General features: G+C 72.5%; 29 protein-coding genes. 14 read left to right on the forward strand and 15 right to left on the reverse strand.

Annotated elements, in window-relative coordinates; translation table 11 throughout:
• Position 1: 1 nt before the first annotated feature.
• Positions 2-1,153 (forward strand): S53 family peptidase, encoded by a 1,152-nt coding sequence (locus tag CF165_RS21905; protein WP_240521718.1) that lies wholly within the window; start codon positions 2-4, stop codon positions 1,151-1,153.
• Between the two features lie 60 nt (positions 1,154-1,213).
• On the opposite strand, the gene CF165_RS21910 is transcribed toward CF165_RS21905, so the two are convergent.
• From CF165_RS21910 to CF165_RS21925, 4 genes are all read right to left on the reverse strand, one after another.
• Positions 1,214-1,870, reverse strand: a complete 657-nt coding sequence (locus CF165_RS21910; RefSeq protein WP_093949382.1) for a response regulator — start codon at positions 1,868-1,870, stop codon at positions 1,214-1,216.
• Between the two features lie 5 nt (positions 1,871-1,875).
• Positions 1,876-2,265: a hypothetical protein gene (locus CF165_RS21915; protein ID WP_093949383.1), complete on the reverse strand. Its 390-nt coding sequence runs from the start codon at positions 2,263-2,265 to the stop codon at positions 1,876-1,878.
• Between the two features lie 30 nt (positions 2,266-2,295).
• Entirely contained in the window at positions 2,296-3,504 is a 1,209-nt protein-coding gene (locus CF165_RS21920) for a cytochrome P450 (protein ID WP_143268626.1), read from the reverse strand.
• Between the two features lie 176 nt (positions 3,505-3,680).
• A complete protein-coding gene (locus CF165_RS21925) occupies positions 3,681-4,208 on the reverse strand; it encodes a copper resistance CopC family protein (protein WP_093949384.1) in 528 nt (175 codons plus the stop codon).
• 133 nt (positions 4,209-4,341) lie between these two features.
• Between CF165_RS21925 and CF165_RS21930 the strand changes: the two genes are divergently transcribed.
• From CF165_RS21930 to CF165_RS21960, 7 genes are read left to right on the forward strand one after another with little or no spacing between them, the layout of a single operon-like run.
• Positions 4,342-4,869: a L,D-transpeptidase gene (locus tag CF165_RS21930; RefSeq protein WP_093949385.1), complete on the forward strand. Its 528-nt coding sequence runs from the start codon at positions 4,342-4,344 to the stop codon at positions 4,867-4,869.
• A 13-nt stretch (positions 4,870-4,882) separates the two neighbouring features.
• A complete protein-coding gene (locus CF165_RS21935) occupies positions 4,883-5,647 on the forward strand; it encodes a putative protein N(5)-glutamine methyltransferase (RefSeq protein WP_093949458.1) in 765 nt (254 codons plus the stop codon).
• Between the two features lie 35 nt (positions 5,648-5,682).
• Positions 5,683-6,159 (forward strand): RNA polymerase sigma factor, encoded by a 477-nt coding sequence (locus CF165_RS21940; protein ID WP_093949386.1) that lies wholly within the window; start codon positions 5,683-5,685, stop codon positions 6,157-6,159.
• Positions 6,156-6,749 (forward strand): methylated-DNA--[protein]-cysteine S-methyltransferase, encoded by a 594-nt coding sequence (locus CF165_RS21945; protein ID WP_093949387.1) that lies wholly within the window; start codon positions 6,156-6,158, stop codon positions 6,747-6,749. The genes CF165_RS21940 and CF165_RS21945 overlap by 4 nt, the downstream gene beginning before the upstream one ends.
• Positions 6,746-7,459, forward strand: a complete 714-nt coding sequence (locus CF165_RS21950) for a 2OG-Fe(II) oxygenase (RefSeq protein ID WP_093949388.1) — start codon at positions 6,746-6,748, stop codon at positions 7,457-7,459. The genes CF165_RS21945 and CF165_RS21950 overlap by 4 nt, the downstream gene beginning before the upstream one ends.
• Positions 7,456-7,833 (forward strand): type 1 periplasmic-binding domain-containing protein, encoded by a 378-nt coding sequence (locus tag CF165_RS21955; RefSeq protein WP_093949389.1) that lies wholly within the window; start codon positions 7,456-7,458, stop codon positions 7,831-7,833. Before CF165_RS21950 ends, CF165_RS21955 begins: the two co-directional genes overlap by 4 nt.
• Positions 7,833-8,372: a methylated-DNA--[protein]-cysteine S-methyltransferase gene (locus tag CF165_RS21960; RefSeq protein ID WP_167441534.1), complete on the forward strand. Its 540-nt coding sequence runs from the start codon at positions 7,833-7,835 to the stop codon at positions 8,370-8,372. The genes CF165_RS21955 and CF165_RS21960 overlap by 1 nt, the downstream gene beginning before the upstream one ends.
• Here CF165_RS21960 and CF165_RS21965 read toward each other — a convergent pair whose 3' ends face one another.
• Positions 8,373-8,975 carry a LysE/ArgO family amino acid transporter gene (locus CF165_RS21965; protein ID WP_093949460.1) on the reverse strand — a complete coding sequence of 201 codons (603 nt, stop codon included), beginning with the start codon at positions 8,973-8,975 and terminating at the stop codon, positions 8,373-8,375.
• 70 nt (positions 8,976-9,045) lie between these two features.
• Here CF165_RS21965 and CF165_RS21970 point away from each other — a divergent pair, with 70 nt between their 5' ends.
• Entirely contained in the window at positions 9,046-9,930 is an 885-nt protein-coding gene (locus CF165_RS21970) for a LysR family transcriptional regulator ArgP (protein WP_167441537.1), read from the forward strand.
• A 61-nt stretch (positions 9,931-9,991) separates the two neighbouring features.
• Here the strand turns inward: CF165_RS21970 and CF165_RS21975 are convergent, their stop codons facing one another.
• The gene (locus tag CF165_RS21975; RefSeq protein ID WP_093949391.1) at positions 9,992-10,624 is read right to left on the reverse strand and encodes a TetR/AcrR family transcriptional regulator; all 633 of its coding nucleotides are present in this window, start codon (positions 10,622-10,624) and stop codon (positions 9,992-9,994) included.
• Between the two features lie 63 nt (positions 10,625-10,687).
• Here CF165_RS21975 and CF165_RS21980 point away from each other — a divergent pair, with 63 nt between their 5' ends.
• Positions 10,688-12,202, forward strand: a complete 1,515-nt coding sequence (locus CF165_RS21980) for an FAD-dependent monooxygenase (RefSeq protein ID WP_093949392.1) — start codon at positions 10,688-10,690, stop codon at positions 12,200-12,202.
• Between the two features lie 110 nt (positions 12,203-12,312).
• Here CF165_RS21980 and dmpG read toward each other — a convergent pair whose 3' ends face one another.
• From dmpG to CF165_RS22010, 6 genes are all read right to left on the reverse strand, one after another.
• On the reverse strand, positions 12,313-13,338 hold the full coding sequence (dmpG, locus tag CF165_RS21985) for a 4-hydroxy-2-oxovalerate aldolase (RefSeq protein WP_093949393.1): 1,026 nt from the start codon (positions 13,336-13,338) through the stop codon (positions 12,313-12,315).
• Entirely contained in the window at positions 13,335-14,234 is a 900-nt protein-coding gene (locus tag CF165_RS21990; RefSeq protein WP_093949394.1) for an acetaldehyde dehydrogenase (acetylating), read from the reverse strand. The genes dmpG and CF165_RS21990 overlap by 4 nt, the downstream gene beginning before the upstream one ends.
• A gap of 37 nt (positions 14,235-14,271) precedes the next feature.
• A complete protein-coding gene (locus CF165_RS53655; RefSeq protein ID WP_093949395.1) occupies positions 14,272-14,556 on the reverse strand; it encodes an MFS transporter in 285 nt (94 codons plus the stop codon).
• Positions 14,557-14,632: 76 nt separating this feature from the next.
• On the reverse strand, positions 14,633-16,123 hold the full coding sequence (locus CF165_RS22000; RefSeq protein WP_093949396.1) for a rhamnogalacturonidase: 1,491 nt from the start codon (positions 16,121-16,123) through the stop codon (positions 14,633-14,635).
• A gap of 209 nt (positions 16,124-16,332) precedes the next feature.
• Complete coding sequence (gene tuf / locus CF165_RS22005; RefSeq protein ID WP_093949397.1) at positions 16,333-17,520, reverse strand: elongation factor Tu; 1,188 nt, start codon at positions 17,518-17,520, stop codon at positions 16,333-16,335.
• A gap of 200 nt (positions 17,521-17,720) precedes the next feature.
• Positions 17,721-18,311 carry a helix-turn-helix domain-containing protein gene (locus CF165_RS22010; RefSeq protein WP_093949398.1) on the reverse strand — a complete coding sequence of 197 codons (591 nt, stop codon included), beginning with the start codon at positions 18,309-18,311 and terminating at the stop codon, positions 17,721-17,723.
• Between the two features lie 18 nt (positions 18,312-18,329).
• Here CF165_RS22010 and CF165_RS22015 point away from each other — a divergent pair, with 18 nt between their 5' ends.
• On the forward strand, positions 18,330-18,818 hold the full coding sequence (locus tag CF165_RS22015; protein WP_093949399.1) for a GNAT family N-acetyltransferase: 489 nt from the start codon (positions 18,330-18,332) through the stop codon (positions 18,816-18,818).
• Here the strand turns inward: CF165_RS22015 and CF165_RS22020 are convergent.
• The gene (locus tag CF165_RS22020; protein WP_093949400.1) at positions 18,815-19,402 is read right to left on the reverse strand and encodes a helix-turn-helix domain-containing protein; all 588 of its coding nucleotides are present in this window, start codon (positions 19,400-19,402) and stop codon (positions 18,815-18,817) included. The two genes, CF165_RS22015 and CF165_RS22020, sit on opposite strands and share 4 nt — an antisense overlap.
• A 77-nt stretch (positions 19,403-19,479) precedes the next feature.
• Here CF165_RS22020 and CF165_RS22025 point away from each other — a divergent pair, with 77 nt between their 5' ends.
• From CF165_RS22025 to CF165_RS22035, 3 genes are all read left to right on the forward strand, one after another.
• Positions 19,480-20,418 (forward strand): NAD(P)/FAD-dependent oxidoreductase, encoded by a 939-nt coding sequence (locus CF165_RS22025; protein WP_093949401.1) that lies wholly within the window; start codon positions 19,480-19,482, stop codon positions 20,416-20,418.
• Positions 20,419-20,450: 32 nt separating this feature from the next.
• Positions 20,451-20,906 carry a group II truncated hemoglobin gene (locus tag CF165_RS22030; RefSeq protein ID WP_093949402.1) on the forward strand — a complete coding sequence of 152 codons (456 nt, stop codon included), beginning with the start codon at positions 20,451-20,453 and terminating at the stop codon, positions 20,904-20,906.
• 123 nt (positions 20,907-21,029) lie between these two features.
• Entirely contained in the window at positions 21,030-21,632 is a 603-nt protein-coding gene (locus CF165_RS22035; protein WP_240521719.1) for a TIGR03086 family metal-binding protein, read from the forward strand.
• On the opposite strand, the gene CF165_RS22040 is transcribed toward CF165_RS22035, so the two are convergent.
• Positions 21,604-22,509 carry an NAD-dependent protein deacetylase gene (locus CF165_RS22040; RefSeq protein WP_093949403.1) on the reverse strand — a complete coding sequence of 302 codons (906 nt, stop codon included), beginning with the start codon at positions 22,507-22,509 and terminating at the stop codon, positions 21,604-21,606. The genes CF165_RS22035 and CF165_RS22040 overlap by 29 nt on opposite strands.
• The gene (locus CF165_RS22045) at positions 22,509-23,411 is read right to left on the reverse strand and encodes a MarR family winged helix-turn-helix transcriptional regulator (protein WP_093949404.1); all 903 of its coding nucleotides are present in this window, start codon (positions 23,409-23,411) and stop codon (positions 22,509-22,511) included. Before CF165_RS22045 ends, CF165_RS22040 begins: the two co-directional genes overlap by 1 nt.
• Positions 23,412-23,929 lie beyond the last annotated feature (518 nt).

The raw sequence follows: 23,929 nt of genomic DNA on the forward strand, positions 1-23,929 counted from the left end.
TGTGAACAAGAGCTGGATGGGAGTGCTCGCCGCCGTGGTCGTGGCGGCCGGCGTGGCCACGCCGGCCGCGGCCGCCGCGCCGGTGTCCCGCGCGGCGTGCCCGGACCCGGGGCCGGGACTGCTGCGCTGCCTCACGACGTACACGTCGGGCGCGGCCCGCACCCTGGCCGACGGCCCGGCCGGCTGGGGTGCCGACGACCTGGCGTCGGCTTACCGGCTGCCTGGCGAGCCGGGACCGGACACCGTCGTCGGCATCTCGATCGCCTACGACGCCCCGAACCTGGAGGCAGACCTGGCCGCCTACCGGGCGCAGTACGGGCTGCCGCCGTGCACCTCGGCGAACGGCTGCTTCCGGAAGGTGAACCAGCAGGGCGCGGCGGCTCCCCTGCCGCCCGCCGACTTCGGCTGGGCACTGGAGTCCACATTGGACGTCTCGATGGTGTCGGCGGCGTGCCCGTCGTGCCGGATCGTCGTCGTGGAAGGCAACTCGCCCGGCTTCGCCGACCTGGCGGAGACGGAGGACACAGCGGTCCGGCTGGGCGCGAAGGTCGTGTCGAACAGCTACGGCGCAAGGGAAGGCGGTGTCCCGCTCTCCTTCGCGAGCCACTACCAGCACCCGGGTGTCACGGTGGTGGCGTCCTCGGGCGACACCGGTTTCACGGCGGCGAGCTACCCGGCGGTGCTGGCCTCGGTGGTCGCCATCGGCGGGACCTCGCTGGCCCGCGACCCGGACTCGCCGCGGGGCTGGACGGAATCGACATGGTCGGGCAGTGGCAGCGGCTGCTCGGCCTACATCGCGAAACCGAAGTGGCAGAAGGACACCCACTGCGGCAAACGCACGGTCGCGGACGTCGCGGCGGTGGCCGAAGACATCGCCATCCCCTTCTCGGACGCGGGTGGCTGGCGTTCGGTGAACGGCACCAGCGCCTCGGCGCCGTTCATCGCGGGCCTGATCGGCCGTTCCGGGCACGCGGGAACGACACAGCCCGCCGACTTCTACGCGCGGGCGGACCGGTTCGTGGACATCACCACGGGCAGCAACGACCGGACGGGCACGGGCCAGAAGTGCGGCGGTGACTACCTGTGCGTCGCGGGCCCGGGTTATGACGCCCCGACCGGTGTCGGCGTGCCGGACGGCCTCGCCGGCTTCTGACGGCGGGCAGTCCTGTCATGAACGACTCTTTCCTGTCGCCGGACGACAGGAAAGAGTCGTTCATGACAGCTCGACACCCGGACGGCACAACCCGCGCTCGTACGCCAGCAATCCCGCCGCCGTCCGGTGCGCGCACCCCAGCTTGCGCACCACCCGCGCGACGCAGTCGCGCACCACCGGCTCCGGCAGCCCGAGCCGCGAGGCGATTTCGGTGTTCGTCAGCGCCGACCCGACGCAGGCGAGCACGTCGGTCTCCCGGCCCGACAACCGGTCCACCCGGGCCAGCCGCTCGTCGCGCGGGCCGGACAACCGCGTCGCCGCCGACACCAGCCGCCGGGTCGCGTCGGAAGACAGCACCAGGTGGCCGTCCGCGGCCAGGCGGACCACCTTGACCAGGTCGTTCCGGCGGGCCGAGCGCAGCAGGAACCCGGCCGCGCCGTCCCGCAGCGCGCGCAGGATTCCCGCATCCGAGTCGAACGTCGCGAGCACGACGACCGCGGAACGCCGGGAAACCGGCTCCTGCACCGGCATCCCCAGGCGCAGGTCCAGCAGGACCACGTCCGGCAGCCGCCGCCGGAGGGTGACCAGCGCCGCCGTCGCGTCGGGGGCCGAGCCGACCACCTCGATGCCGTCCGCCTCGCCGAGGATCGTGCCCACGCGGGCCCGCACCGCCGGGTCGCGGTCGGCCACGAGGACCCGGACCGGCGGGGCGAGCACCTCTCTCAGTCCTTCGGCCGCAGGCGGATCAACGGCAGGTCCTTCTTCGACGCGCCGACCAGGTCCCGCCCACCGGGACCGCGAAGCCGCAGCTCACGGAACCGCACCGACGACAGCTGCGCGGCCTCGATCGGGTACACGTCGCCGTAGCGCTTGATCTTGTCCACCAGCTCCTTGCCGAGCAGCTCGACGAGACCGGCGTGCCGGGTCGCGCCGCCGCCCAGCGGCACGTCCAGCTGGGTGCGCACCTCGGGGAACCGCTGGTCCAGCTCGACGGCCAGCTGGTGGATCGTGACGTAGGCCCGGCCGAAGTCGGCGGCGTCGGGTCCAGGCGGGATCTCTTTCAGCACCTTGACGAGCTTGTCGTCCATCCCGAGCTTTTCCCACAGGGTCACGTTTTTCCTCCACTAGCGAACGCCGTTGGTCTACCAGAGGACCGGCACGCGGTCCACTCCCCCGGTGACACGGTTCGTCCGGATCCGGAGTTCATCCACCCGCGCGGCCAGCCGCAACCCGGGGAACCGGCGCAGCAGCGAACCGAACACGACCCGCAGTTCGGTGCGGGCCAGGCTCGCGCCGATGCAGAACCAGCCGCCGTAGGCGAAGCTGACGTGCGAGTTCGGCTTGCGCTCCGGGTCGAACGTCTCCGCGGCCGGGAACACGGCCGGGTCCCGGTTCGCGGCTCCGAGCGCCAGGATCACCGCGTCGCCGCGGGCGACGGTGACGCCGCCGAGCTCGACGTCGTCGTGCGCGTAGCGCAGGACACCGAGGCCGCTCGGCGCGGCCAGCCGCAGGATCTCCTCGACCACGCCGTGCACGCGGCCTTCGGGGTCGGCGGCCAGCGCGTCGCGCCGGGCGAGGTCGGTGAGCAGGTACAGCACGCCGAGGTCGATCCGGTTGGACGTCGTCTCGTGGCCGGCGAACAGCAGGCCGGCGGCGAGCCGGGCGACGTCGTCGTCGCCGAAGGACGGGTCGTCGGCCTGGGCGCGTACCAGGTCGGAGACGACGTCCTGGCCGGGCTCGCGCCGCTTGGCCGCCGCGAGCCGGCTCATGTACCCGGCGAACTCGTCGAGCGCCGCGTCCGCGCCGTCGCCGATGTCCATCCGGCCCATCCGCTCCGACAGCACGCGGAAGGTGTCGCGGTCTTCGTACGGGACGCCGAGCAGCTCGCAGATCACCAGCACGGGCAGCGGGAACGACAGGTGTTCGTGCAGGTCGACCGGCTCGTCCCGGTGCCGGGCCCGCTCCATCGCGTCGAAGCAGCCGTCGGCGAACTCCTGGACGTGACCGGCGAGCCGGCGGATGCGGTTGGCGGAGAACGCGGGCACGAGCAGCCGCCGCATCCGCGCGTGTTCGGCGTGCTCGGTCTCGTGGTCGCCCTGCGGGCGGCTGAGGATGGCCGCGTCCGACAGCGCCGACGCCTCCTCGGGGGCCGGGTGCGAGCGGCCGAACCTCGGGTCGGTGAACACGTCGCGGACCTGCTCGAACCCGGTGACGAGCCAGGCCGGGTCGCCCGCCGGGGTGGTCACCGCGACCACCGGTCCCCGGCGGCGCAGCACCTCGAACAGCGGGGCGATCTCGAGGACGTTCGGCCGGTCGAACGGCAGGCGCGGGGTGTCCGTGGTGGCGGTCATCGGGGTTCTCCTCCCGGGTGCGCGGCCGGTAGGCGCGGACACGGACGGGCCGGTCACCGGCCACTCCCCGGTCCCCCTGCCCTCCACGGTACCCAGCGTGGCCGTGTTCGGGCGGAAACCTGCCCTATCGGGCTAGCCCGGGAAAGCTTGATCGTCCACAGTGGACCATAGCCGGTTCAGCGCTTCGGGCCCTTCAGCACGCGCAGCAACACGACGCCCGCCGCGAGCACGGCGGCGACCGCCACCAGGATCCACACCCAGCCGGGGATGACTGTGGTGTCGACGGCGGCGGGCGCGGCCGCGGCGGGCGTCGGCGGCGTGGCCGGAGCGGAAGCCGGAGCAGTGAGGCTGAAGCTCAGGCTGCCGGTGACGTTGTCGCCGTCCTTCGCGACGACCTTCCAGGTCAGGGTGTAGGCCTGGGCCCCGCCCGCCGGGGTCACGGGCACCGTCACGACCCCGCCCGCCACCGACGGCGTGCCGAGCCGCCACCTGGCGCCGTCGCGGCCGACGACTCGGACCGGGTCCGGCGGCAACGTGACCGGCTCACCGAAGGTGAGCTGGATCTGCGTCGGAGCCGTCGCGAGCGAAGCGCCTTCGGCCGGCGAGCTCGACACGAGCTCGGTGTGGGCCGAGGCGGGCCCGGCGAACACGACGAGCCCGGTGAGGGCGGCCAGCACGGCTCCGAAGGCACGGCAAAGGATCATCCGGACATCCTGCCCTATCCGGTCTTCCGGTCCTGGTTCGCCTTTCGCAGCCGGGGGTACCCGTCCGGCGCAACCTCCGGGGCCGCTCATCCGTACTGCTCTCCGGGAGGATCCCCGGCGAGGAGGAAACGGGATGCGCGGAACCGGGGTGGTGACCCTGCTCGGGTCGGTGCTGGTCACGGCGGCCTGCGCGGCGCCGCACACCACTACGCCGAGCCCGATCGCGGAACCGGTCCCGCTGACCACCACGAGCCGTCCGGCACCGCCCACGACGACAGCACCGACAGCACCGACGGCACCGACGGCACCGCCCGCGCCGCCGTGCGCCGTCACCACCGGCGCCTGCGTGAGCCTGGCGCAGCGGCTGGCCTGGCTGCTGCGGGACGGCCGGGTCGTGCACGGCCCGGTCCCGGCCGGGTTCGGGCCGCCGGAGGAGGCGACGCCGGCCGGGTCGTTCCACGTCGTGTGGAAGGACCGCGAGCACCGCAGCAGCGTCTACGGCACCGACATGCCCAACTCGGTGTTCTTCGCGGCCGGCGGCATCGCGTTCCACGCCGGGCCGCTGGACGCGCCTTCGCACGGCTGCGTCCACCTCGCCGGCACCGACTCGGCGGCGTTCTTCGACGGGCTGAACGTCGGGGACGCGGTGCAGGTCTTGTAGGCTCGGTCCCTTGCTGGACACTCCTGCTGTCGTCTCCCGGCTGCGCGCCGCGGGCTGCGTGTTCGCCGAGGACGAGGCGGACCTCCTCGTCGCGGCCGCCTCGACCCCCGCCGAGCTCGACTCGCTGGTGGAGCGCCGGGTCGCCGGGCTCCCGCTGGAGCACCTGCTCGGCTGGGCGGAGTTCCACGGCCTTCGCGTCGTCGTGCGGCCGGGGGTGTTCGTGCCCCGGCACCGCACGGAGTTCCTGGTCGACGTCGCCGTTTCGCTCGCGCCACCGGACCCGGTGGTCCTCGACCTCTGCTGCGGCTCGGGTGCGCTCGGCGCCGCGTTCACCGCGGCGGTGCGGCCGCGTGAGCTGTACGCGGCGGACGTCGAACCCGCCGCCGTCGAGTGCGCCCGCGTGAACCTCCCCGGCGCCCGCGTCCACCAGGGCGACCTCTACGACGCGTTGCCGGCTTCGCTGAGCGGCCGCGTCGACGTCCTGCTGGCCAACGTGCCGTACGTCCCGTCGGAGGCAGTGGCGACGATGCCGCCGGAGGCCCGGCTGCACGAGCCCCTCGTGGCGCTCGACGGCGGCGCGGACGGCCTCGACCTCGCCCGCCGGGTCGCCGCGGGCGCGCCACGCTGGCTGGCTCCGGGCGGAACCGTGCTGATCGAGTCGAGTGAACGGCAGGCGCCGGTGCTGGGCCGGATCCTCGCCGCGGCCGGGCTGACGTCCGGCGTGCACGAGTCCGACGAACAGGGCGCGACCGTCGTGACCGGCACCGCCGAAATCTGATCTCACGTTCCGGCGGTCCCGGACGTCTACAGGGTGTGATCGTGAAACCGTTCGAGCAGATCGTGGCCGAGCACGGGCCGATGGTCCTCCGGGTCTGCCGGGCCGTGCTCGGCCCCGCCGACGCCGAAGACGCCTGGTCGGAGACCTTCCTGGCGGCGTTGAAGGCGTACCCCGGGCTACCCGCCGACGCGAACGTCCAGGCGTGGCTCGTCACGATCGCGCACCGCAAGGCCGTCGACGTCACCCGCGCCCAGGCGCGCCGGCCGGTTCCGGTCGGCGAGATCCCGGACCGGCCCGGCGACGCCGACACCCGCGACGGCGACCTGTGGGAGGCGCTGGCGAGGCTGCCGGACAAGCAGCGTGCCGCCGTCGCCTACCACTACCTGGCCGGGCTGCCCTACCGCGAGATCGCGGAGATCACCGGGGGCAGCACCGACGCCGCCCGCCGGGCGGCCGCCGACGGCATCAAAGCCCTGCGGGCCACCTACCCCTTGGAAGGAGCGCACTCATGATCGACATCATCGCGTCGCTTCCGGTGTCCTACGAAGTCCTCCCGGACCGCCTGCACGAGCGGCTCACCGAAGCCGCTTCCCGGGAGGGGCTGCTGGACGTCGCCTACCACACCGTCGACACCCCGGTCGGGTCGCTCCTGCTGGCCGCGACCGAGCAGGGCCTGGTCAAGGTGGCCTTCGACCGCCAGGACCACGAGGCCGTGCTCGCCGCGCTGGCGAAGGCGATCAGCCCGCGGATCCTGCGGGCGCCCGCCCGGCTCGACGCGGTCGTCCGGCAGCTCGACGAGTACTTCGCGGGCGGGCGGCGTGCGTTCGACGTCCCGCTGGACTTCCGGCTGGCCCGCGGGTTCCGCCTGTCCGTGCTGGAGCACCTGCCGGAGATCGCCTACGGGCGCACCGAAAGCTACGCGCAGGTCGCGGCGGCCGCGGGCAGCCCGAAGGCGGTGCGGGCGGTCGGCACCGCGTGCGCGCTCAACCCGTTGCCGGTGGTGGTGCCGTGCCACCGGGTCGTGCGGTCCGACGGGTCGTACGGCCAGTACGCGGGCGGCGAGGAAGCCAAGCGGACCCTCCTGACGATGGAGGCGGCGTGACGGTCTTCGAAAAGCGCGTCGCCGCGGCCGACTGGGACGCGGTGGCGGCGGAGGTCGACGACTACGGCTGCGCGCTCCTGCCGCGGCTGCTCACCTCGGCCGAATGCGCCCGGCTGATCGCGCTGTGGGACGAGCCGTCACACTTCCGGGCGACGGTGAACCTGCGGCGCCACCGCTTCGGCGACCACGGCGACTACCGGTACTTCGCCGCGCCGTTCCCCGAGCCCGTCCAACGGCTGCGTACGGCGCTCTACCCGCGGCTGCTGCCGATCGCGCGGGAGTGGCACGCCCGGCTCGGCCGCGAGGCGGAGTGGCCGTCCACTTTGGACGAGTGGCTGGCGGTCTGCCACGACGCGGGGCAGCGGCGGCCCACCCCGATCCTGCTGCGCTACGAGCCGGGCGGCTGGAACGCGCTGCACCGGGACCTCTACGGCGACAAGGTGTTCCCGCTGCAGGTCGTGATCAACCTCAACGACCCGGGCACCGACCACACCGGCGGCGAGTTCCTGCTGGTGGAGCAGCGGCCGCGGGCCCAGTCGCGCGGCACGGCGACCCTCATCCCGCGGGGCCACGGCCTGGTGTTCACCACCCGCGACCGGCCGGTCCGCTCGGTCCGCGGCTGGTCGGCGGCCCCGGTGCGCCACGGCGTCTCGGCGGTCCGCTCGGGCCACCGGCACACCCTCGGCCTCGTGTTCCACGACGCGACATGACCGCCCTCGAGCTCGAGGCGATCGTGGGGCTGATCGGCGGGGCCCGCCACATCGTCATCGGCACCGCGGCGGACCCGGCGTCGCGGGAGGGTGGCGCACGGATCGCGTCGGCGTGGGGCGGCCTGGTGCTGGCGACGGTGACCTGGCCGGAGACAGCGGCGTCGTGGCTGCGCCAGGCCCGGCGGTTCGCGGCGCCGGAGCCGGACGTCTGGGTGGTCAGCGCCACGCCGGCGGGCTGGGCCGGAATGGCACGGCGGCTGCGGCAGTCGACGTCGTGGAGTCCACATCGGACGATCCTCACCGCGGCACTGGCGGATTTCCGGTTGCCCGGCGTGCGCGGCGCCCGGGCCGACGGCAGCACTTGGGAGGCCTGATGAACCACGCCGTGGTCGATTCCCCGATCGGCTCGCTGACCCTCGTCGGATCCGGCGGCGTTGGATCCGGCGGCGTCGGATCCGGCGGCGTCGGATCCGGCGGTGTCGGATCCGGCGGTGTCGTGACCGGGTTGTACTTCCCGGGCCACTGGACGCGGCCCGACCGTGCCGCGTTCGGCACGCGTGAGGATTCGGCGTTCCCCGAGGCCGTTCGTCAGCTGAAGGAGTACTTCGCCGGGCAGCGCACGGAGTTCGACGTGCCGATGCGGGCCGAGGGCGACGAGTTCCAGCGTGCCGTCTGGGCCGAGATCGCGAAGATCCCCTACGGCTCGACAGCGACGTACGGCGACCTGGCCCGGGCGGTCGGCGGGCTGCCGCACGAAGTCGGCGCGGCGGTCGGGCGGAACCCGCTGAGCATCCTGGTGGCGTGCCACCGCGTCGTCGGCAAGGGCGGAAAGCCGACCGGATACGCGGGCGGCCTGAAACGCAAGGCGTTCCTGCTGGAACTGGAACGCCCGGCGGGCGGAGGGCTCTGGTGATCAGACGCGGCCGAGCAGCATCGCCGCGCCGAGGCCGGTCATGGTCACGGCGATCAGGACGTCGAGGACACGCCAGGCCACGGGCTTGGCGAAGACCCCGGCCAGCCTCCGCGCCCCGAACCCGAGCGCGCTGAACCAGACGGCGCTGGCGATCCCGGCGCCGACGCCGAACAGCCAGCGCCCGTCGCCGTGGGCGACCGCGACCGAGCCCAGCAGCAGGACCGTGTCGAGGTAGACGTGCGGGTTGAGCCAGGTGAACGCCACGCACGCGAGGACCGCCTTGCGCAGCGGCGTGCGTTCCTCGCCGACGGTCATGACCGACGGCCGGAACGCTCGCCGCGCGGCGATAGCACCGTAGCCGAGCAGGAACATCCCGCCGCCGACAGCGATGACCCCGATCGCGGCCGGCCACTGCTTGAGAACGGCGCCGATCCCGCTGACGCCGAGGCCGATCAGGACGAGGTCGGACACCGCGCAGATGACCACCAGCGGCGCCACCGCGCCACCGCGGAGGCCTTGTTGCAGGAGGAAGGCGTTCTGGGAGCCGATCGCGACGATGAGCGACAGGCCGGTGCCGAAGCCGGCCAGGAGGAGAGCGAGCACGGTCTTCACGGTAGGTCGCCGCGGCGATGTTACTCCAGCTAAAGATTCTTACGTAAGATTAGCGCTCGTGATGTCCGATCTGCCGCTCGACCAGGTCAAGACGCTGCTCGCCGTCGTGGACGAGCAAAGCTTCGACGCGGCCGCCGCGGTGCTGCACGTGACACCGTCCGCGGTCAGCCAGCGGGTGAAGGCGCTGGAGCAGCGCACCGGCCGGGTCCTGCTGCTGCGCACGAAACCGGTCTCGCTGACGGAGTCGGGCAAGGTCGTCGCCCGCTTCGCGCGCTCACTGGCCCAGCTGGAGCAGGACGCGCTGACCGAGCTCGGCCTCGGGTCCTCGGCCACCCGGACGGTCTCGATCGCCGTGAACGCCGACTCCCTGGCGACGTGGTTCCTGCCGGCGCTGGCCCGGCTCCCCCAGTCCCACGGCGTCTGCTTCGACCTGCAGCGGGAGGACCAGGACCACACGGCGGCGCTGCTGCGCGAAGGCTTGGTGATGGCGGCGGTCACGGCGGCCCCGCACCCGGTGCAGGGCTGCACCTCCCACCGCCTGGGCCGGATGCGCTACCGCGCGATGGCCTCCCCGGCGTTCGTCGACCGGTGGCTGTCTTCCGGCCCGCTCCCCCACCAGCTCCCCGCCGCGCCGGTGATCGTCTTCGACCGCAAGGACGACCTCCAGGACCGCTTCCTGCGCGGCCTCACCCGCCGCCGCACGTTCACCATGGTCCGCCACCACATCCCGGCCTCGGAGTCCTTTGTAGACGCCGTCGCGGCCGGCCTGGGCTGGGGCATGGTCCCGGAGCTCCAAGCCGCTCCCCGCGGCGACGCCCTGGTGGACCTGGCCCCGGACCGGCCGCTCGACGTGCCGCTGCACTGGCAGCAGTGGAAGCTGGACTCGCCCGCGCTGGCAGCCGTGGCGGAGGCCGTGGCCGAGGGAGCCAAGGAGTCACTCCGCTGACCGGCGCTCCGGGAACGTCCGGATCACTCGCTGACGGGCCGGCCCGGAGCCTTCGGTCTCGTCAACCCGGCTTCCCCGGGAAGCCGTCCACTCCGTGTTCCACCAGGTCGAAAGCCTGTTCGACGACCGCGGCCTGCTCGCGCCGGACCACTGTGGCGTCGTCCCCCGCGAGGACCCGGCTCATCGCGTGGGCGAAAACCGTCGTGATCGCCGTCGTCAGGAGGCCGGCCACCATGCGGGAGCGGAAGGCTTCGCCCGTCTCCTCGGTGAGCACCTCCGCCAGCGCCTCCGCGATTTCGCGCTCCTGCTCGTACCACCGGGCCATCAGCGCGGGGCTCGAGGTGAGCACCCACCAGAATCCGGGACCGCCCGCGATGGCGCCCGACAACGGGTGGCCCGCCGCCAGCAGTTCGTGCTGGTGACGGCGCAGAGCCGCGCAAGCCGACGTTCCCGCCGGACGGGAACGCACCACTGAAACCAGCTCCGCCAGCCGGTCCGCGTGCCGGTCGAGGAACAGGTCCTCTTTGCGGGGGAAGTAGTTGAACACCGTCATCTTGGAGACGCCGGCGGCTTCGGCGACCTCGGCGACCGTCACCTCGTCGAAGCCGCGCTGGATGAACAGGCCCGTGGCCACGTTCGAGATCAGCTGCCGCGTCGCCTGCTTCTTGCGCTCGCGCAGTCCGGGGTCCGCCATGGGCCGAGTATAGACCGAACACAAAGTTTGACTAGGTACAAGTTTTGCGGCATCCTCGGAGCCATGAACAGGGATGTGGTGATCTCCGGGGGCGGACCGGTCGGCTTGATGCTGGCCTGCGAACTGCGGCTGGCGGGCGTGGACGTGCTCGTCGTCGAACGGCTGCCCGAGCCGGACCAGACGATCAAGGCCGGGTCGGTCAACCTGACGACGGCCGAAGCCTTCTACCGCCGGGGGCTGCTGCCCGCGATGGACGAGGTCGTGCGGCAGAACTTCGCGCAGATCCAGAAGTTCCTCGAATCACGCGGCGGGGGCGGCCCGAAGGCTGTCCCGGTGGGGCACTTCGCCGGGATCATGGTCACCTCGACCGGCGTCGACTTCGACGATCCCGCCTTCCGGGACGTCGGGCCCGCCGGCCGGGTGGTCGTGATCCAGCAGCAGGCCGTCGAGGCCATCCTGGCCGGCCGCGCGGCCGAACTGGGCGTCGAGATCCGGCGGGGCGTCGAGCTCACCGGGTTCGACGCCGGCGACGACGGCGTGACCGTGCAGCTGTCCGAGGGCGAACCCGTGCGCGCCGGCTGGCTCGTCGGCGCCGACGGCGGCCGCAGCTTCGTCCGCAAGCGAGCCGGCTTCGAGTTCCCCGGCACCGACCCCGCCGTCACCGGGCGGCAGGCACTGGCCGACCTCACCGGTGCCGAGGCGCTGCCCGCCGGCTGGCAGCACGGCACCGGCGGGCTCTACGTCCACGGGCCAACTCCCGGCCGGATGCTCACCGTCGAATTCGACGGGCCACCCGCGGACCGCGACGCCCCGGTCACCGCCGACGAGCTCGAAGCCAGCTTCCGGCGGGTGTCCGGTGCGGACATCAGGGTGACGAAGGTCCACAGCGCGACGCGCTTCACGGACAACGCGCGCCAGGCGACCACCTACCGCTTGGGCCGCGTGCTGCTGGCCGGGGACGCGGCGCACGTCCACTCCCCCTTCGGCGGCCAGGGCCTCAACCTCGGCATCGGCGACGCGGTCAACCTGGGCTGGAAGCTCGCCGCGACCATCCGGGGCTGGGCGCCGGACGGCCTGCTCGACACCTACACGACCGAGCGGCACCCGATCGGCGAGTGGGTCCTCGAATGGACCCGGGCACAGGTCGCGCTGATGCGCAGCGACGTGCGGACCAAGGCGCTGCGCCAGGTCGTCACGGACCTGCTGCTCACCGGCGACGGCGCGACGTACCTGGCCAAGAAGCTCTCCGGCGTCCTGCACCGCTACCCGATCGAAGGCGAGCACGACCTCACCGGCCGCGCCGCACCCGACTTCGCGTTCGCCGACGGCTCCCGGCTCGGCGAGCACCTCCAGGACGGCAAGGCGCTCCTGCTGGACCTCACCGAGAACACCGCCCTGCGCGAGACGGCGAGCGGATGGGCCGGACGGGTCGGAGTGCTGACCGCGAAGTGCGACAGCGAACCAGCGTTGACGGGAGTGCTGATCAGGCCGGACGGCCACATCGCCTGGGCCAGCGAGGACGGCTCGACGGCCGGCCTGGAAGCGGCGCTTCGGCGGTGGTTCGGCGAACCCGCCTGACGCAAAGGGGCGCACCGCCGCGGCGGGGCCGGTCAACCCGCCGCGGCGCGTCACGACTGATCAGGGGCTGTGCGAACGAACTTTCCGTGTCGCCGGCGCCGCCCGAACCGCTATCCCTCGGCCGCCAGCTGCACGGCGACGTCGATGATCATGTCCTCCTGGCCGCCGACCAGGGCGAGCTCGCCGCAGCGGCGCAGGATCGCCTGCGCCGGGACTCCGTAGCGTTCCGCCGCGCGCTCCGCGTGCAGCAGGAAGCTCGAGTAGACCCCGGCCCAGCCCTGGACGATCGCGTTGCGGTCCATCTTCGGCCACCGGTGCAGGTACGGGCGGACCACCTCTTCGGCCGCGTCGAGCAGGCCGGCGACGTCGAGGCCCGTGTCGATCTCCAGGCGGTCGAAAACCGCCGCGAGGACCTCCGTCGGCGAGTTGCCCGCGCCCGCGCCGAGCGCGCACAGCGAACCGTCGATGTAGCGGACGCCGGCTTCGTACGCCAGCACGGAGTTCGCGACGCCGAGCGAGAGGTTCTGGTGCCCGTGGTAGCCGACCCACGCCGTGTCGCCGACCTCGGCGACCAGCGCTTCGAAGCGGGCACGTGCTTCGTGCATCAGCAGCGCGCCGGCCGAGTCCGTCACGTACGCCGCCTGGCAGCCCGCGTCCACCATGATCCGGGCCTGTTTCGCCAGGTCTTCCGGCGGGGTCCGGTGCGCCATCATGAGGAACCCGGCGGTCTCCATCCCGAGTTCCCGCGCCAGCCCGAAGTGCTGCGGCGACACGTCGGCTTCGGTGCAGTGCGTCGCCACCCGCACCATTTCGGCCCCCGCGTCGAAGGCGCGCCGGAGGTCCTCGGCCGTCCCGATGCCGGGCACGAGCAGCACCGCGATCTTCGCCTGCTTCGCCTCTTCGCGCGCCGCGGAGATCAGCTTCAGTTCGTCGACGGCGGAAAAGCCGTAGGTGAACGACGAGCCGCCGAGGCCGTCGCCGTGGGTCACCTCGATCACCTCGACACCCGCGCGGTCGAGGGCGCGCACCGTGTCCCGCACCTGCTGTTCGGTGAAGCGGTGCGCCATCGCGTGACTGCCGTCGCGCAGCGTCGTGTCGATGATCCGGACGTCGTGCCGCAGTTCCGGGCGTGTCATGCCGGCACCTCCTGCTTCGCGCGCGCCATCAGCTCGCCGACGCGGGCGGCCGCGGCGGTCATGATATCGAGGTTTCCGGCGTATTCGGGCAGGTAGTCGCCGTTGCCGCGGACCTCGAGGAAGATCCCGACCCGCCCGTTCCCGTCCCAGTCTTCGCGTGCGTCGTCGAACTGCGGGTCCGCGCGCAGTGTGTAGCCGGGGACGTACTTGCGCACCTCGTCGGCCATCTCGTGGATCGACGCGGTGATCGCGTCGCGGTCCGCGTCGAGGGGGATCGCGCAGAACACCGTGTCCCGCATGATCATCGGCGGTTCGACCGGGTTGAGGATGATGATCGCCTTGCCGCGCCCCGCCCCGCCGATCTCGGCCACCGCCTGCGACGTCGTGCGCGTGAACTCGTCGATGTTCGCCCGCGTGCCCAGCCCGGCGCTGCGGGAAGCCACCGAAGCGACGATTTCCGCGTACGGCACCGGGACCACCCGGGAAACGGCGTGCACCATGGGGATCGTGGCCTGCCCGCCGCAGGTGATCATCGAGACGTTCGGGGCTTCGAGGTGCGCGCCGAGGTTCACCGGCGGGCACACCATCGGGCCGAGGTGCGCCGGCGTCAGGTCGATCGCCTGGATGCCCGCCTCCTCGTACCGCGGCGCGTTCGCGGCGTGCGCCTTCGCCGACGTCGCCTCGAACACCAGGTCCGGCAGGGGGTCCTGGCGCAGCAGCCAGTCGACGCCTTCCGCGGAGGCCGGGATGCCCTGGGCGCGGGCGCGTTCGAGACCGTCGGACTCGACCACACCGACCACATAACCGACTTCGAGTACTTCACTGCGTCGCAGCTTCGCCAGCAAATCGGTGCCGATGTTGCCGGGGCCGACGATCGCCGCCATCACGGGAGCCATGTCCCGACCGTCGCACCGCGGCCACGGCCGACGACAGTCAGGCGTTCCGTTCACCGGAACGCCTGGTCCGGCGGCCGGCGCCCCGGCGGAGATGGTCGCTTGGAAGGACGCTGGTCCAGCCGGCGGTCCCGGCCGAGACGCCGAACCCGGCCGCGATCGGCGTGAGGAGGCCGCTCGGCCGGATCTCGGTGGTGACGATGGCGAAAATCCCGGCGGTCACCGCGAAGACGGCGGGCCACCGGGTGAAGGGGCGTTCATGAGGCCCCAGTGAACCGGTGGCAAAGCGCGTGGGCCGGCAGGTTCGCGACAGCTTGATCGCCACGACAGGTGAGGTCGGATTCCCTCCAGGACCGGCCCAGCCGGGTCCCGCGGCGGCGCCGGGGCCCGGCCGGAACCCCTTACAGCTCCTGGTGGTCCGCGTGCTCCACCCGGGCCTCCGCCACCGGGCGGCCGATGCTGACGCGGAAGTCGTCCACGCCGTCGAGCACGAACGTCGGCGTCCCCTCGGCCTTGTCCGCGCGGCAGTGGTGGACGTCCGCGTCGGTCACGTCCCGCAGGACGAACGCCGGGCGCGTGTCCGGCTTGCCGAACCGCACGTCCACGTTGTCCCAGCTGATGCCGCGGGCGTGGCGCACGAAGAAGCCGTACGCCGGGAGCGTGCCGAACATCGACGGCTCCGGGTACGCGGTTTCCAGCTCCGGCGGGTTCTGCACCGCGTCACCCGGGGTGAGGCCGCCCGCCAGGTGGTGGCGGATGTTGCTCAGCTTGACGTCCTCGATCGGGTGGCCCGGGATGCCGGCGAGGCACGACGGGTAACGCGGGTCGGCGTCGACGGTCGTGACGTCGCTGATGCTCACGCGGCGCAGGAACCCGACCGGGATCCCGGCCGGCCCGCGCATCCGGGCGCCCAGCCGGAGGAACAGGGGCATCTGGACGTCGCGCATGGTCAGGTTGCTGATCGTGACGTCCTCCAGCCAGCCGCCGTCGACCGTTTCCAGTGCCAGGCCGCGGCAATGCTCGAAAACCACGTTGGAGATCGCGATGTTGCGGAAGCCGCCGTTGGATTCGGTGCCGAACTTGACGCGGCCGGTGCGGCCGTAGCCCGCGGTCTTGAACGTGCCGCCGACGAGTGTGCCGAGGTCGTAGCCGCTGACGAAGCAGTTGTCGATGGTGACGTTTTCGGTGTCGCGCACCTGGTTCAGCGCGTACGTGCTCTTGAGCACGATGGCGTCGTCGTTGGGCGAGTTCACCGTCGTGTTGGCGATCCGGACGTTCTTGCAGCAGTCGATGTTGATGCCGTCGCGGTTGGTGTCGATCACGACGCCGTCGATGCGGAAGTTGTCGACGCCGGTGGGCAGGATGCCGAAGTGGCCGCCGTTGACGATCGTGATGTCGCGGATCGCGACGTTGCGGCACAGCTTGAGCGCGATCGCCTTGTTCCCGTTGAGCGGCGCGGATTCCGCGCTCCCGCCGGCCACCAGGCCCTTGCCGTCGATCTTGCCCGGCCCCTCGATGGTGACGTTCTCCAGGTTTTCGCCCCAGATCAGGCTGTTGTGCCAGTGGCTGTGCCCGAAGTCCTGGTAGGGGTTGCCCGCGCCCGGTTCGGCGGCGTCGTAGCCCTGGCCGCCGGCCGGGGCGGCGCCGAGGATCGTCGCGTTCGCCGCGAGGTACAGCGCGATGTTGCTCTTGAGGTGGATCGAGTAGCTCGCGTACGTCCCCGCCGGGAAGTACACGGTCCCGCCGCGCGTGGCGGCCGCGTCGATCGCGCGGTTGATCGCGGCGGTGTCGATGGTGTGCCCGTCGCCCTTCGCGCCGAACTTCGTGACGTCGAAGAAGCGGCCCGGCGCACTCGACAGTTCCTCAGCCTCGGCCCCCTGAGATCCGGCCAATGGCAGGGCAGCACCGGCGGCACCCGCTGCTCCCCAGGCGACGACACGGCGGCGGCTCAACGCTCTTCCCACAAGATCTCCCTTATCACGCAACGGCAGAAGCACTGCTTCCGACGGCGGATCGGGAACGCGACCCAAGCTAAAGGCAAAAGATCGGATGAGTCAAGCTCGTCCCCGCTCTCCGGAGAAAGCGGGGACGAGCCCGATCTTCAGTCGAGCACTTCGCGCACGGTGCCCGCGGCGACCGTCAGCCGGCCTTCGCGCATGGCGAACCCGAGGCCCGGGCTCATCGCGACCGGCTGCCCCAGCTCCACCGTCAGCTCCGCCGCCTCACCCGGCCGGACGACCGTGACGCCCTCGGCGAGGGCGACCACCCCGACGACGTCACTGGTGCGGAAGTGGAACTGCGGCCGGTAGTTCGCCGCGAACGGCGTCCGCCTGCCGCCCTCGGCGGCCGACAGCACGTGGACGTCCGCGCGGAACCGCGTGTGCGGCCGGACGCTGCCCGGCAGGCAGACGACCTGGCCGCGGCGGACCTCACCGCGCTTCACCCCGCGCAGCAGCACCGCGGCGTTGTCGCCGGCCTCGGCGCGCTCCATCGGCTTGCCGAACGTCTCGAGCCCGGTGGCCACGCTGGTCACCGCCGGGCCGAGCCCGATCACCTCGACCGCGTCACCGACGGCGAGGGTGCCCTGCTCCACCGCGCCGGTCACGACGGTGCCGCGGCCGGTGATGGTGAGGACGTTCTCGATCGGCATCAGGAACGGCAGGTCGAGCCGCCGCGGCGGGATCGGCACGTGCTCGTCGACGGCGGCGAGCAGGTCCAGGATCCGCCCGGTCCACAGCGGGTCGCCCTCGAGGGCACGCAGGCCGGAGACCCGGACCACGGGCACGGCGTCGCCGTCGAACCCGTAGCGCGTCAGCAGCTCGCGGACCTCGAGCTCGACCAGGTCGAGCAGGTCCTCGTCGTCGGCGAGGTCGGCCTTGTTGAGCGCGACCACGAGGTGCTCGACCCCGATCCGGCGTGCCAGCACGACGTGCTCACGGGTCTGCGGCATCGCGCCGTCCTGCGCCGAAACCACGAGCACCGCGCCGTCCAGCTGGGCCGCGCCGGTGATCATGTTCTTGACGTAGTCGGCGTGGCCCGGCATGTCGACGTGCGCGTAGTGCCGGGTCGGCGTCTCGTACTCGACGTGCGCGATGTTGATCGTGATGCCGCGCTCGATCTCCTCCGGCGCGCGGTCGATGCGGTCGAAGGCGACGTAGCGGTTGGTCCCGCCGTGGGCGGCGAGGACCTTCGTGATGGCCGCGGTCAGGGTGGTCTTGCCGTGGTCGACGTGGCCCATCGTGCCGATGTTCAGGTGCGGCTTGGTCCGCACGTACTGCTGCTTGGTCATGGATTTTCCTTGCGCTGGAAAGAGAATGCGCGAAACCGGGCGGAGCGCGTCGACCCTCCCCCGGCGGTTTCGCGCCCAGGGCGGGGAAATCGGGGAAGGGTCAGCTTCGAGCGCCGGTCGGCCGTGCCGAAAGGGCGCTCGGCAGGGACAGGCCTGCGAACGTCGCGCTATCGGTCACGGGGAACATGCCCCGGAGGGTGTCACGCCTTCCGGGGCGGTGTCATCCGGTTTTCGCGCGGCCGCATGATCAGCGCCGCGACGTGGTACGCGCAAGGGTTTTCGGTGCGGTTCGCGTAGGAATGCTCGACGTCGGCGGGAAAGTAGAGTGAGTCGCCCGCCGTCAGGACGTACTCCGTCTCGCCGACACCGAGGCACAGCGTGCCCGACTCGACGGCGACGAATTCGTGGGAACCCGGGGCGTACGCGGGAAACGTGCCCGCGTCGCAGCCCGGAGGCAGGGTCGTGCGGATCCACTCGAAGTTGACGCCGGGCACCACCGGCGTCAGCACAGTGCGGTGCCAGCCACCCGGTTCGGCGATGTGCTCCTGATCGGCGGCGCGGCGGACGATCACGCGGTCGGTCTCGAGGTCGGCCAGCAGCCGCGAGAGGGACAGCCCGAGGCCGTCGGCGATTCGCGACAACACCACGACAGTGGGAGTTTTTTCGCCGCGCTCGATGGCCGACAGCATGCTGACGCTGACGCCGGCGTCCTTGGCGAGGGCGCTCAACGCGAGCCCGCGGCCGGTGCGCAGGTCGTGCAGACGGCGGCCGAGCATCCCCGGATCGATCATTCCTCTATAATACTCATCATGTCCACTATAGAGGAAGCAACGGAGGCCGACGCCGAAGGCATCACTGCGGTCTTCGCGCCGTACGTCACCGACTCCGTCGTCACCTTCGAGACCACGCCGCCGACCGCGGACCAGTGGCGCGCGAAGATCCGCGAGCGCGCGTGGCCGTTCCTCGTCGTCGCGGAAGAAGGCGAGATCCTCGGCTACGCGCTCGCCGCGCCGTGGCGCCCGAAGCCGGCGTACCGGTACTCGGTGGAGACGACGATCTACCTGGCACCGGCCGCCACCGGCCGCGGCCACGGGCGGCGGCTGCTGGACGAGCTGGTGAAGCGGTGCGGAGACGCCGGAGCGCGGCAGGCGATCGCAGTCATCGTCGACTCGGGCAGCCCGGCATCACGCAACCTGCACCGGGCGGCCGGCTTCACCGACGCCGGAGTGCTGCGGCGCGTGGGGTTCAAGCACGACCGCTGGCTCGACACCCTGCTGATGCAGCGCGAACTCGGCTAGCGGGACTTCGCCCGCAGGTGCAGCCGCTCCCCCTGTTTCCCGAACAGGCTGAGGATCTCCGCCGGCCGGCCGCCGACCGCACCGAACCAGTGCGGGAGGCGGGTGTCGAACTCCGCCGCCTCGCCCGGGCCCAGTGTCATGTCGCGGTCGGCCAGGATCAGGCGCAGCCGGCCCGACAGGACGTACAGCCACTCGTAGCCCTCGTGGACCTGCGGGTCGGGTTCGCCCGTCTCCGGTTCCAGGATCATCTTGAACGCCTGGGGTGCGCCCGGCTGGCGGGTCAGCGGCAGCACCGTCATCGCCGCGCCGTTGTGACGCGGGATGCGGCGGGCGGTCAGGCGGACCCTCGGGTCGCCGACCTCCGGGGCGCCCACCAGCTCGTCCAGGGGCACCTGGTGGGCCTGGGCGATCGGCAGCAGCAGCTCGAGGCTCGGCTTCCGCTGGCCGGACTCCAGGCGCGACAGCGTGCTCTTCGAAATGCCCGTCGCCGCCGACAGGTCGGCGAGCGTGACCCGCCGCTGCGTGCGGACCCGCTTGAGCCGGGGTCCGACCTCGGCCAGGGCCTGGGTGATCGCGTCCGTCATGTCTCCAGGAAACCCGCTCGTCCCGGAAACGGCAACATTTGTTGTCGGAATCGCGAAGCCTGGTCCATCGTGGCGGCATGACCGAAAACAGCTATGACGTCCTGGTGGTGGGTGGCGGCGCGGCCGGGCTCAGCGCCGCGCTGATGCTGGGCCGGGCGCGGCGACGCGTGCTGGTCGTCGACGCCCGCGCGCCCCGCAACGCCCCTGCCTCCCACATGCACGGCTTCCTCTCCCGCGACGGCCTGCCGCCGTCCGAACTGCTCGAAATCGGCCGCGAGGAGCTCCGCGGCTACGGCGTGGAGGTCGTCGAAGACCACGTGACCCGGCTCGAACCGGGGTTCGCGGCCCGGCTGGCGAGCGGCCGCGAGCTGACCGCCCGGCGCGTCCTGGTCGCCACCGGCGTCCACGACGACCTGCCGGACCTCCCCGGCCTGCGGGAGAGCTGGGGCAGCGACGCGATGACCTGCCCGTACTGCCACGGCTACGAAGTCCGCGACCAGCCGCTCGGCGTGCTCGGCACCGAACCCGCGAGCGTCGAGCACGCGCTGCTGGTCCGCCAGTGGTCGCCGGACGTCGTGTACTTCGCGCACACCGAAGTACTGTCCGAAGAGGACCGTGAACGGCTCGACGCGCGCGGGATCCGCGTCGTCGAGGGTGTCGTCACCGCCGTGCGGCGGGAAGGCGGCCACCTCGCCGGGATCGAGCTCGGCGCCCGGTTCGTGCCGCGGACGGCGCTGTTCCTCCGCACCCGGACCGTGCCGCAGGACGACCTGCTGCGCGGGCTCGGCTACGTCGAAGGCGACGTCGACCCGTCCGGGAAGACCGGCGTGCCGGGCGTGTGGGCGGCCGGGAACGTCGTCGACGCGCGGGCGACCGTGATCATCGCCGCGGCCCAGGGCGCCGCCGCCGGGGGCGCGCTGAACCACGACCTCGTCACCGAAGACGTCCGGCGGGCGGTCGACGGCTTCGCCGGCTTCTCCCCCGCGGCGGAACGCGCGGCCGCGGGAGCACGCTAGCGTCCGGGGACGCGGCGTGCCAGGCTCGGTGGATGCGCCCGACGCTGTACGAATTCGCCGGCGGCGAGCCCGCGTTCCGCGCGCTGGCCGCCGCCCACCACGAGCGCTGCCTGGCCGACCCGGAGCTGAACCACCCGTTCTCCCACCCCGGGCAGCACCCGCAGCACGTCGACCGGCTCGCCTGGTACTGGGCCGAGGTCATGGGCGGGCCGCCGCGCTTCTCGCAGGAGTGCAGCGACCACTCGGCGATGCTGCGGATGCACGCCGGAAACGGCGACATAAGCGACCTCGGCCGCCGGTTCGTGACCTGTTTCGTGCAGGCCGCGGACGACGCCGGCCTGCCCGCCGATCCCGAGTTCCGCGCCGCGCTGCGGGCCTACATGGAGTGGGCGGTGGCCGAGGTGCTCACCTACCCGGGCCCAGCCGACGATGTGCCCCCCGGGCTGGCCATGCCCCGCTGGTCGTGGGACGGGTTGCGACCGATGTAACGCTCGGGGCGGCCACCGCGTCTTGCAGGCGACGACCGGCTGTGGAGGTCCGTCGCCAGAGCCGGTCCGGGCGGGTTCCCCCCACTCGTCCGGACCGGCTCGTCCACTGCGTCTGATTTCCGCGTGCGCCGCTCCGGCGACTCGGCCAGACTGGCCACCATGGTGCTCGACCGGTTCCTCCTCGCCAGCAAGGGTTTCGAACGCCACCTCCGCACGGTCGCGCCGGACGGCTGGGGCGCGCCGACACCGTGCACCGACTGGGACGTCCGGGCGCTGGTCAACCACATGACCCGCGGCAACCTCAACTACGTCGGGCTCCTGCGCGGGGCCACCCGCGAGGAGTTCCTGGCCCAGCGTGAAGCCGACGCGCTCGGAGACGACCCCGTCGCCGCGTTCACCGGGTCGGTCCAGGCCTGCGCGGACGCTTTCGCCGAGGAAGGCGCGCTCGACCGCGTCGTCGACTACCCGCTCGGCAAGCTCACCGGACGGCAGGCCCTGGCCTTGCGGACGGCGGACAGCACCGTCCACACCTGGGATCTCGCCCGCGCGCTCGGGGCCGACGAGACCCTCGACCCGGGCCTGGTCGCGTGGATCGACGAAAGCCACGACGAGATCTTCGCGGGACTGGCACCGGGCCCGAGGTTCTTCGCCGACCCGCCGCCGGGCGCGCCCCACGCGACCCGCCAGGACCGGGTGCTCACGCGGTTCGGCCGCGATCCTCGCTGAGCCCGCAGCCCAGCCGCGCGGCCAGCTCGGTCAGCGCCCGCCCCAGCGGCAGGTCGACCCGGAGCGACGCATAGCGGTCGCCGCGGGTCTCGCCTTGGTTGACGATGGCCACCGGCTTGCCCGCGTTCGCCGCGTGGCGGACGAACCGCAGCCCGGACATCACCGTCAGGGAAGAGCCCAGCACCAGCAACGCGGCGGCGTCGTCGACCAGCCGGTAGCACTGCTCGACGCGCGGCCGCGGCACGTTCTCGCCGAAGAACACGACGTCCGGCTTGAGCACGCCTTCGCACGCCTCGCACGGTACCGGCCGGAACCCGCGCACGACGTCGTCGGGCAGCTCGACGTCGCCGTCCGGGTTGATCCGGCTCGCCGTGCCCTCGAAGCCCGGGTTCGCCGCCCGCAGCCGCCGTTCCAGGTCCGCGCGCGGGCTGGTGCGGCGGCAGTCCAGGCAGATCACCCGGTCGAGGCTGCCGTGCAGCTCGACCGCGTCCGCGGTGCCCGCCCCCCGGTGCAGGCCGTCGACGTTCTGCGTGATGACGCCGCCGACGAAACCGCCGTCGCGCAGAGCGGTCACCGCGCGGTGGCCGTCGTTGGGATCGGCTCGGGCGATGGTGCGCCAGCCGAGGTGGCTGCGCGCCCAGTACCGCTGCCGTCCTGCGGCGCTGGTGACGAACTCGTCGTAGGTCATCGGCGTGTGCCGGCGCAGGCTGCCGGCTTCGCCGCGGTAGTCGGGGATCCCGGACTCGGTGGACAGCCCGGCGCCGCTGAGCACGGCGACCCGGCCGCGCGCGACGACGCCGGTCAGCTCGTCGAGGCTGGACGTCCGCGGCAGCGGCGCGTCCGCCGACGTCCAGGAGAGGGTGGGCCGGGTGCGCACTAGGCCAGGGTACGGGGGCCGGGAAGGATCTTCTCGAACCAGTGATCGGCGTAGCGCTCGTCGTTGAACGGCGCGACCTCCCGGTACCCGGCCGCGCGGTACAGCCCGATCGCTTCGGCGAGAGCGCGGTTCGTCTCCAGCCGCAGCGTCCGGACGCCTTTCCCGAGGGCGTACGCCTCCAGTTCGCCCAGCAGCCGCCGCCCGAGCCCCAGGCCGCGTGCTGTCGGCGACACCCACATCCGCTTGACCTCGGCCGGCGCGTCGTCGCGGAGCTTGCACGCGCCGCACCCCACCGGTTCGCCGCGCAGCGTGGCCACCAGCAGGACCCCGGCGGGCGGCGTCATCTCGGCGTCGGCCGCGGAGATGCTGAGCCGCGGGTCGAAACCCTCGTCGAACCGCTCGGCCAGCTCGGCGAAGTAGGCCCGCAGGCAGAACCGGGCGTCCGGGTGGCCGGGCGGACGCGGGGCGACCTCGACCGCCGAAGCCGTCAGGAGCCGCTCGACCTCGGCCATCGCGGCGACGAGCCGGGTGCGCTGCCCGCCGGACAGCGGGGCGAGGATCGCGGTGGCCGCGTCGTCGGAGAGCCGGTCGAGGGTGGCGCGTTCGGCCAGCCCGGCTTCGGTGAGCCGCGCGGTCCGGACGCGGCCGTCGCCGTCGCTGGGCTCGACGCGCACCAGGCCGTCCTGCTCCAGCCCGCGCAGCAGCCGGCTCAGGTACCCGGAGTCGAGGCCGAGCCGGGCCCGCAGCTCGCGGACGTCCCGGCCCGCCTCGCCGATCTCCCACAGCACCCGGGCCTGGCCCAGCGGGCGCGCGCGGGCGAGGAAGGTGTCGTCGAGCGCGCCGATCCGCTGGGTGACGGTCCGGTTGAAGCGCCGGAGGTCCCGTACCAGGTCCTGGTCCATTACCTGACTATAGTCAGAGAATTCTGTCCGCGAACCGAGACAGTCTCACTCACTCGTGACAGTCTGCGTTGGCCATGTCACATTCGGCTTCCGCGGGCCCGGCGTTCTGCGGTAGACCGGAAGTTCTGCCGCAGAGCGGGCGGACTGGGAAACGGCGATGGTCGACGAACCGGAGCACGAACACGGCGCGAGCTCGGTGACGAACGAGCTGCCGGGGACCGTGGCCGGTTCCGTGGTCCAGGCGGGCATGATCCGGCAGGTCGTCGTCTCCGGTGCGGCGGGAAGCGCTGCCGGTACTGGTGTTCTTCGCGGCAGCTGCCATTTTCGGCTTCGGCCACAAGCCCTCCGCGAACGAGAGCCTCAACGCCCAGGCGACGCACATCGCCTCTCCGGTCGAATGCCGGCCGGATTACTGGAACCCGAGAAGAAAGCGGCCTAGCCAAAAAGCACAATCGCGCCGGCTGCCACGTCGGGCGGCGGCGGGACAGCGACAGGTGCCTGTCCCACCGCCAGGACAC

This window comes from Amycolatopsis vastitatis (assembly GCF_002234595.1).
In the GTDB taxonomy this organism is placed as follows: Bacteria; Actinomycetota; Actinomycetes; order Mycobacteriales; family Pseudonocardiaceae; genus Amycolatopsis; species Amycolatopsis vastitatis.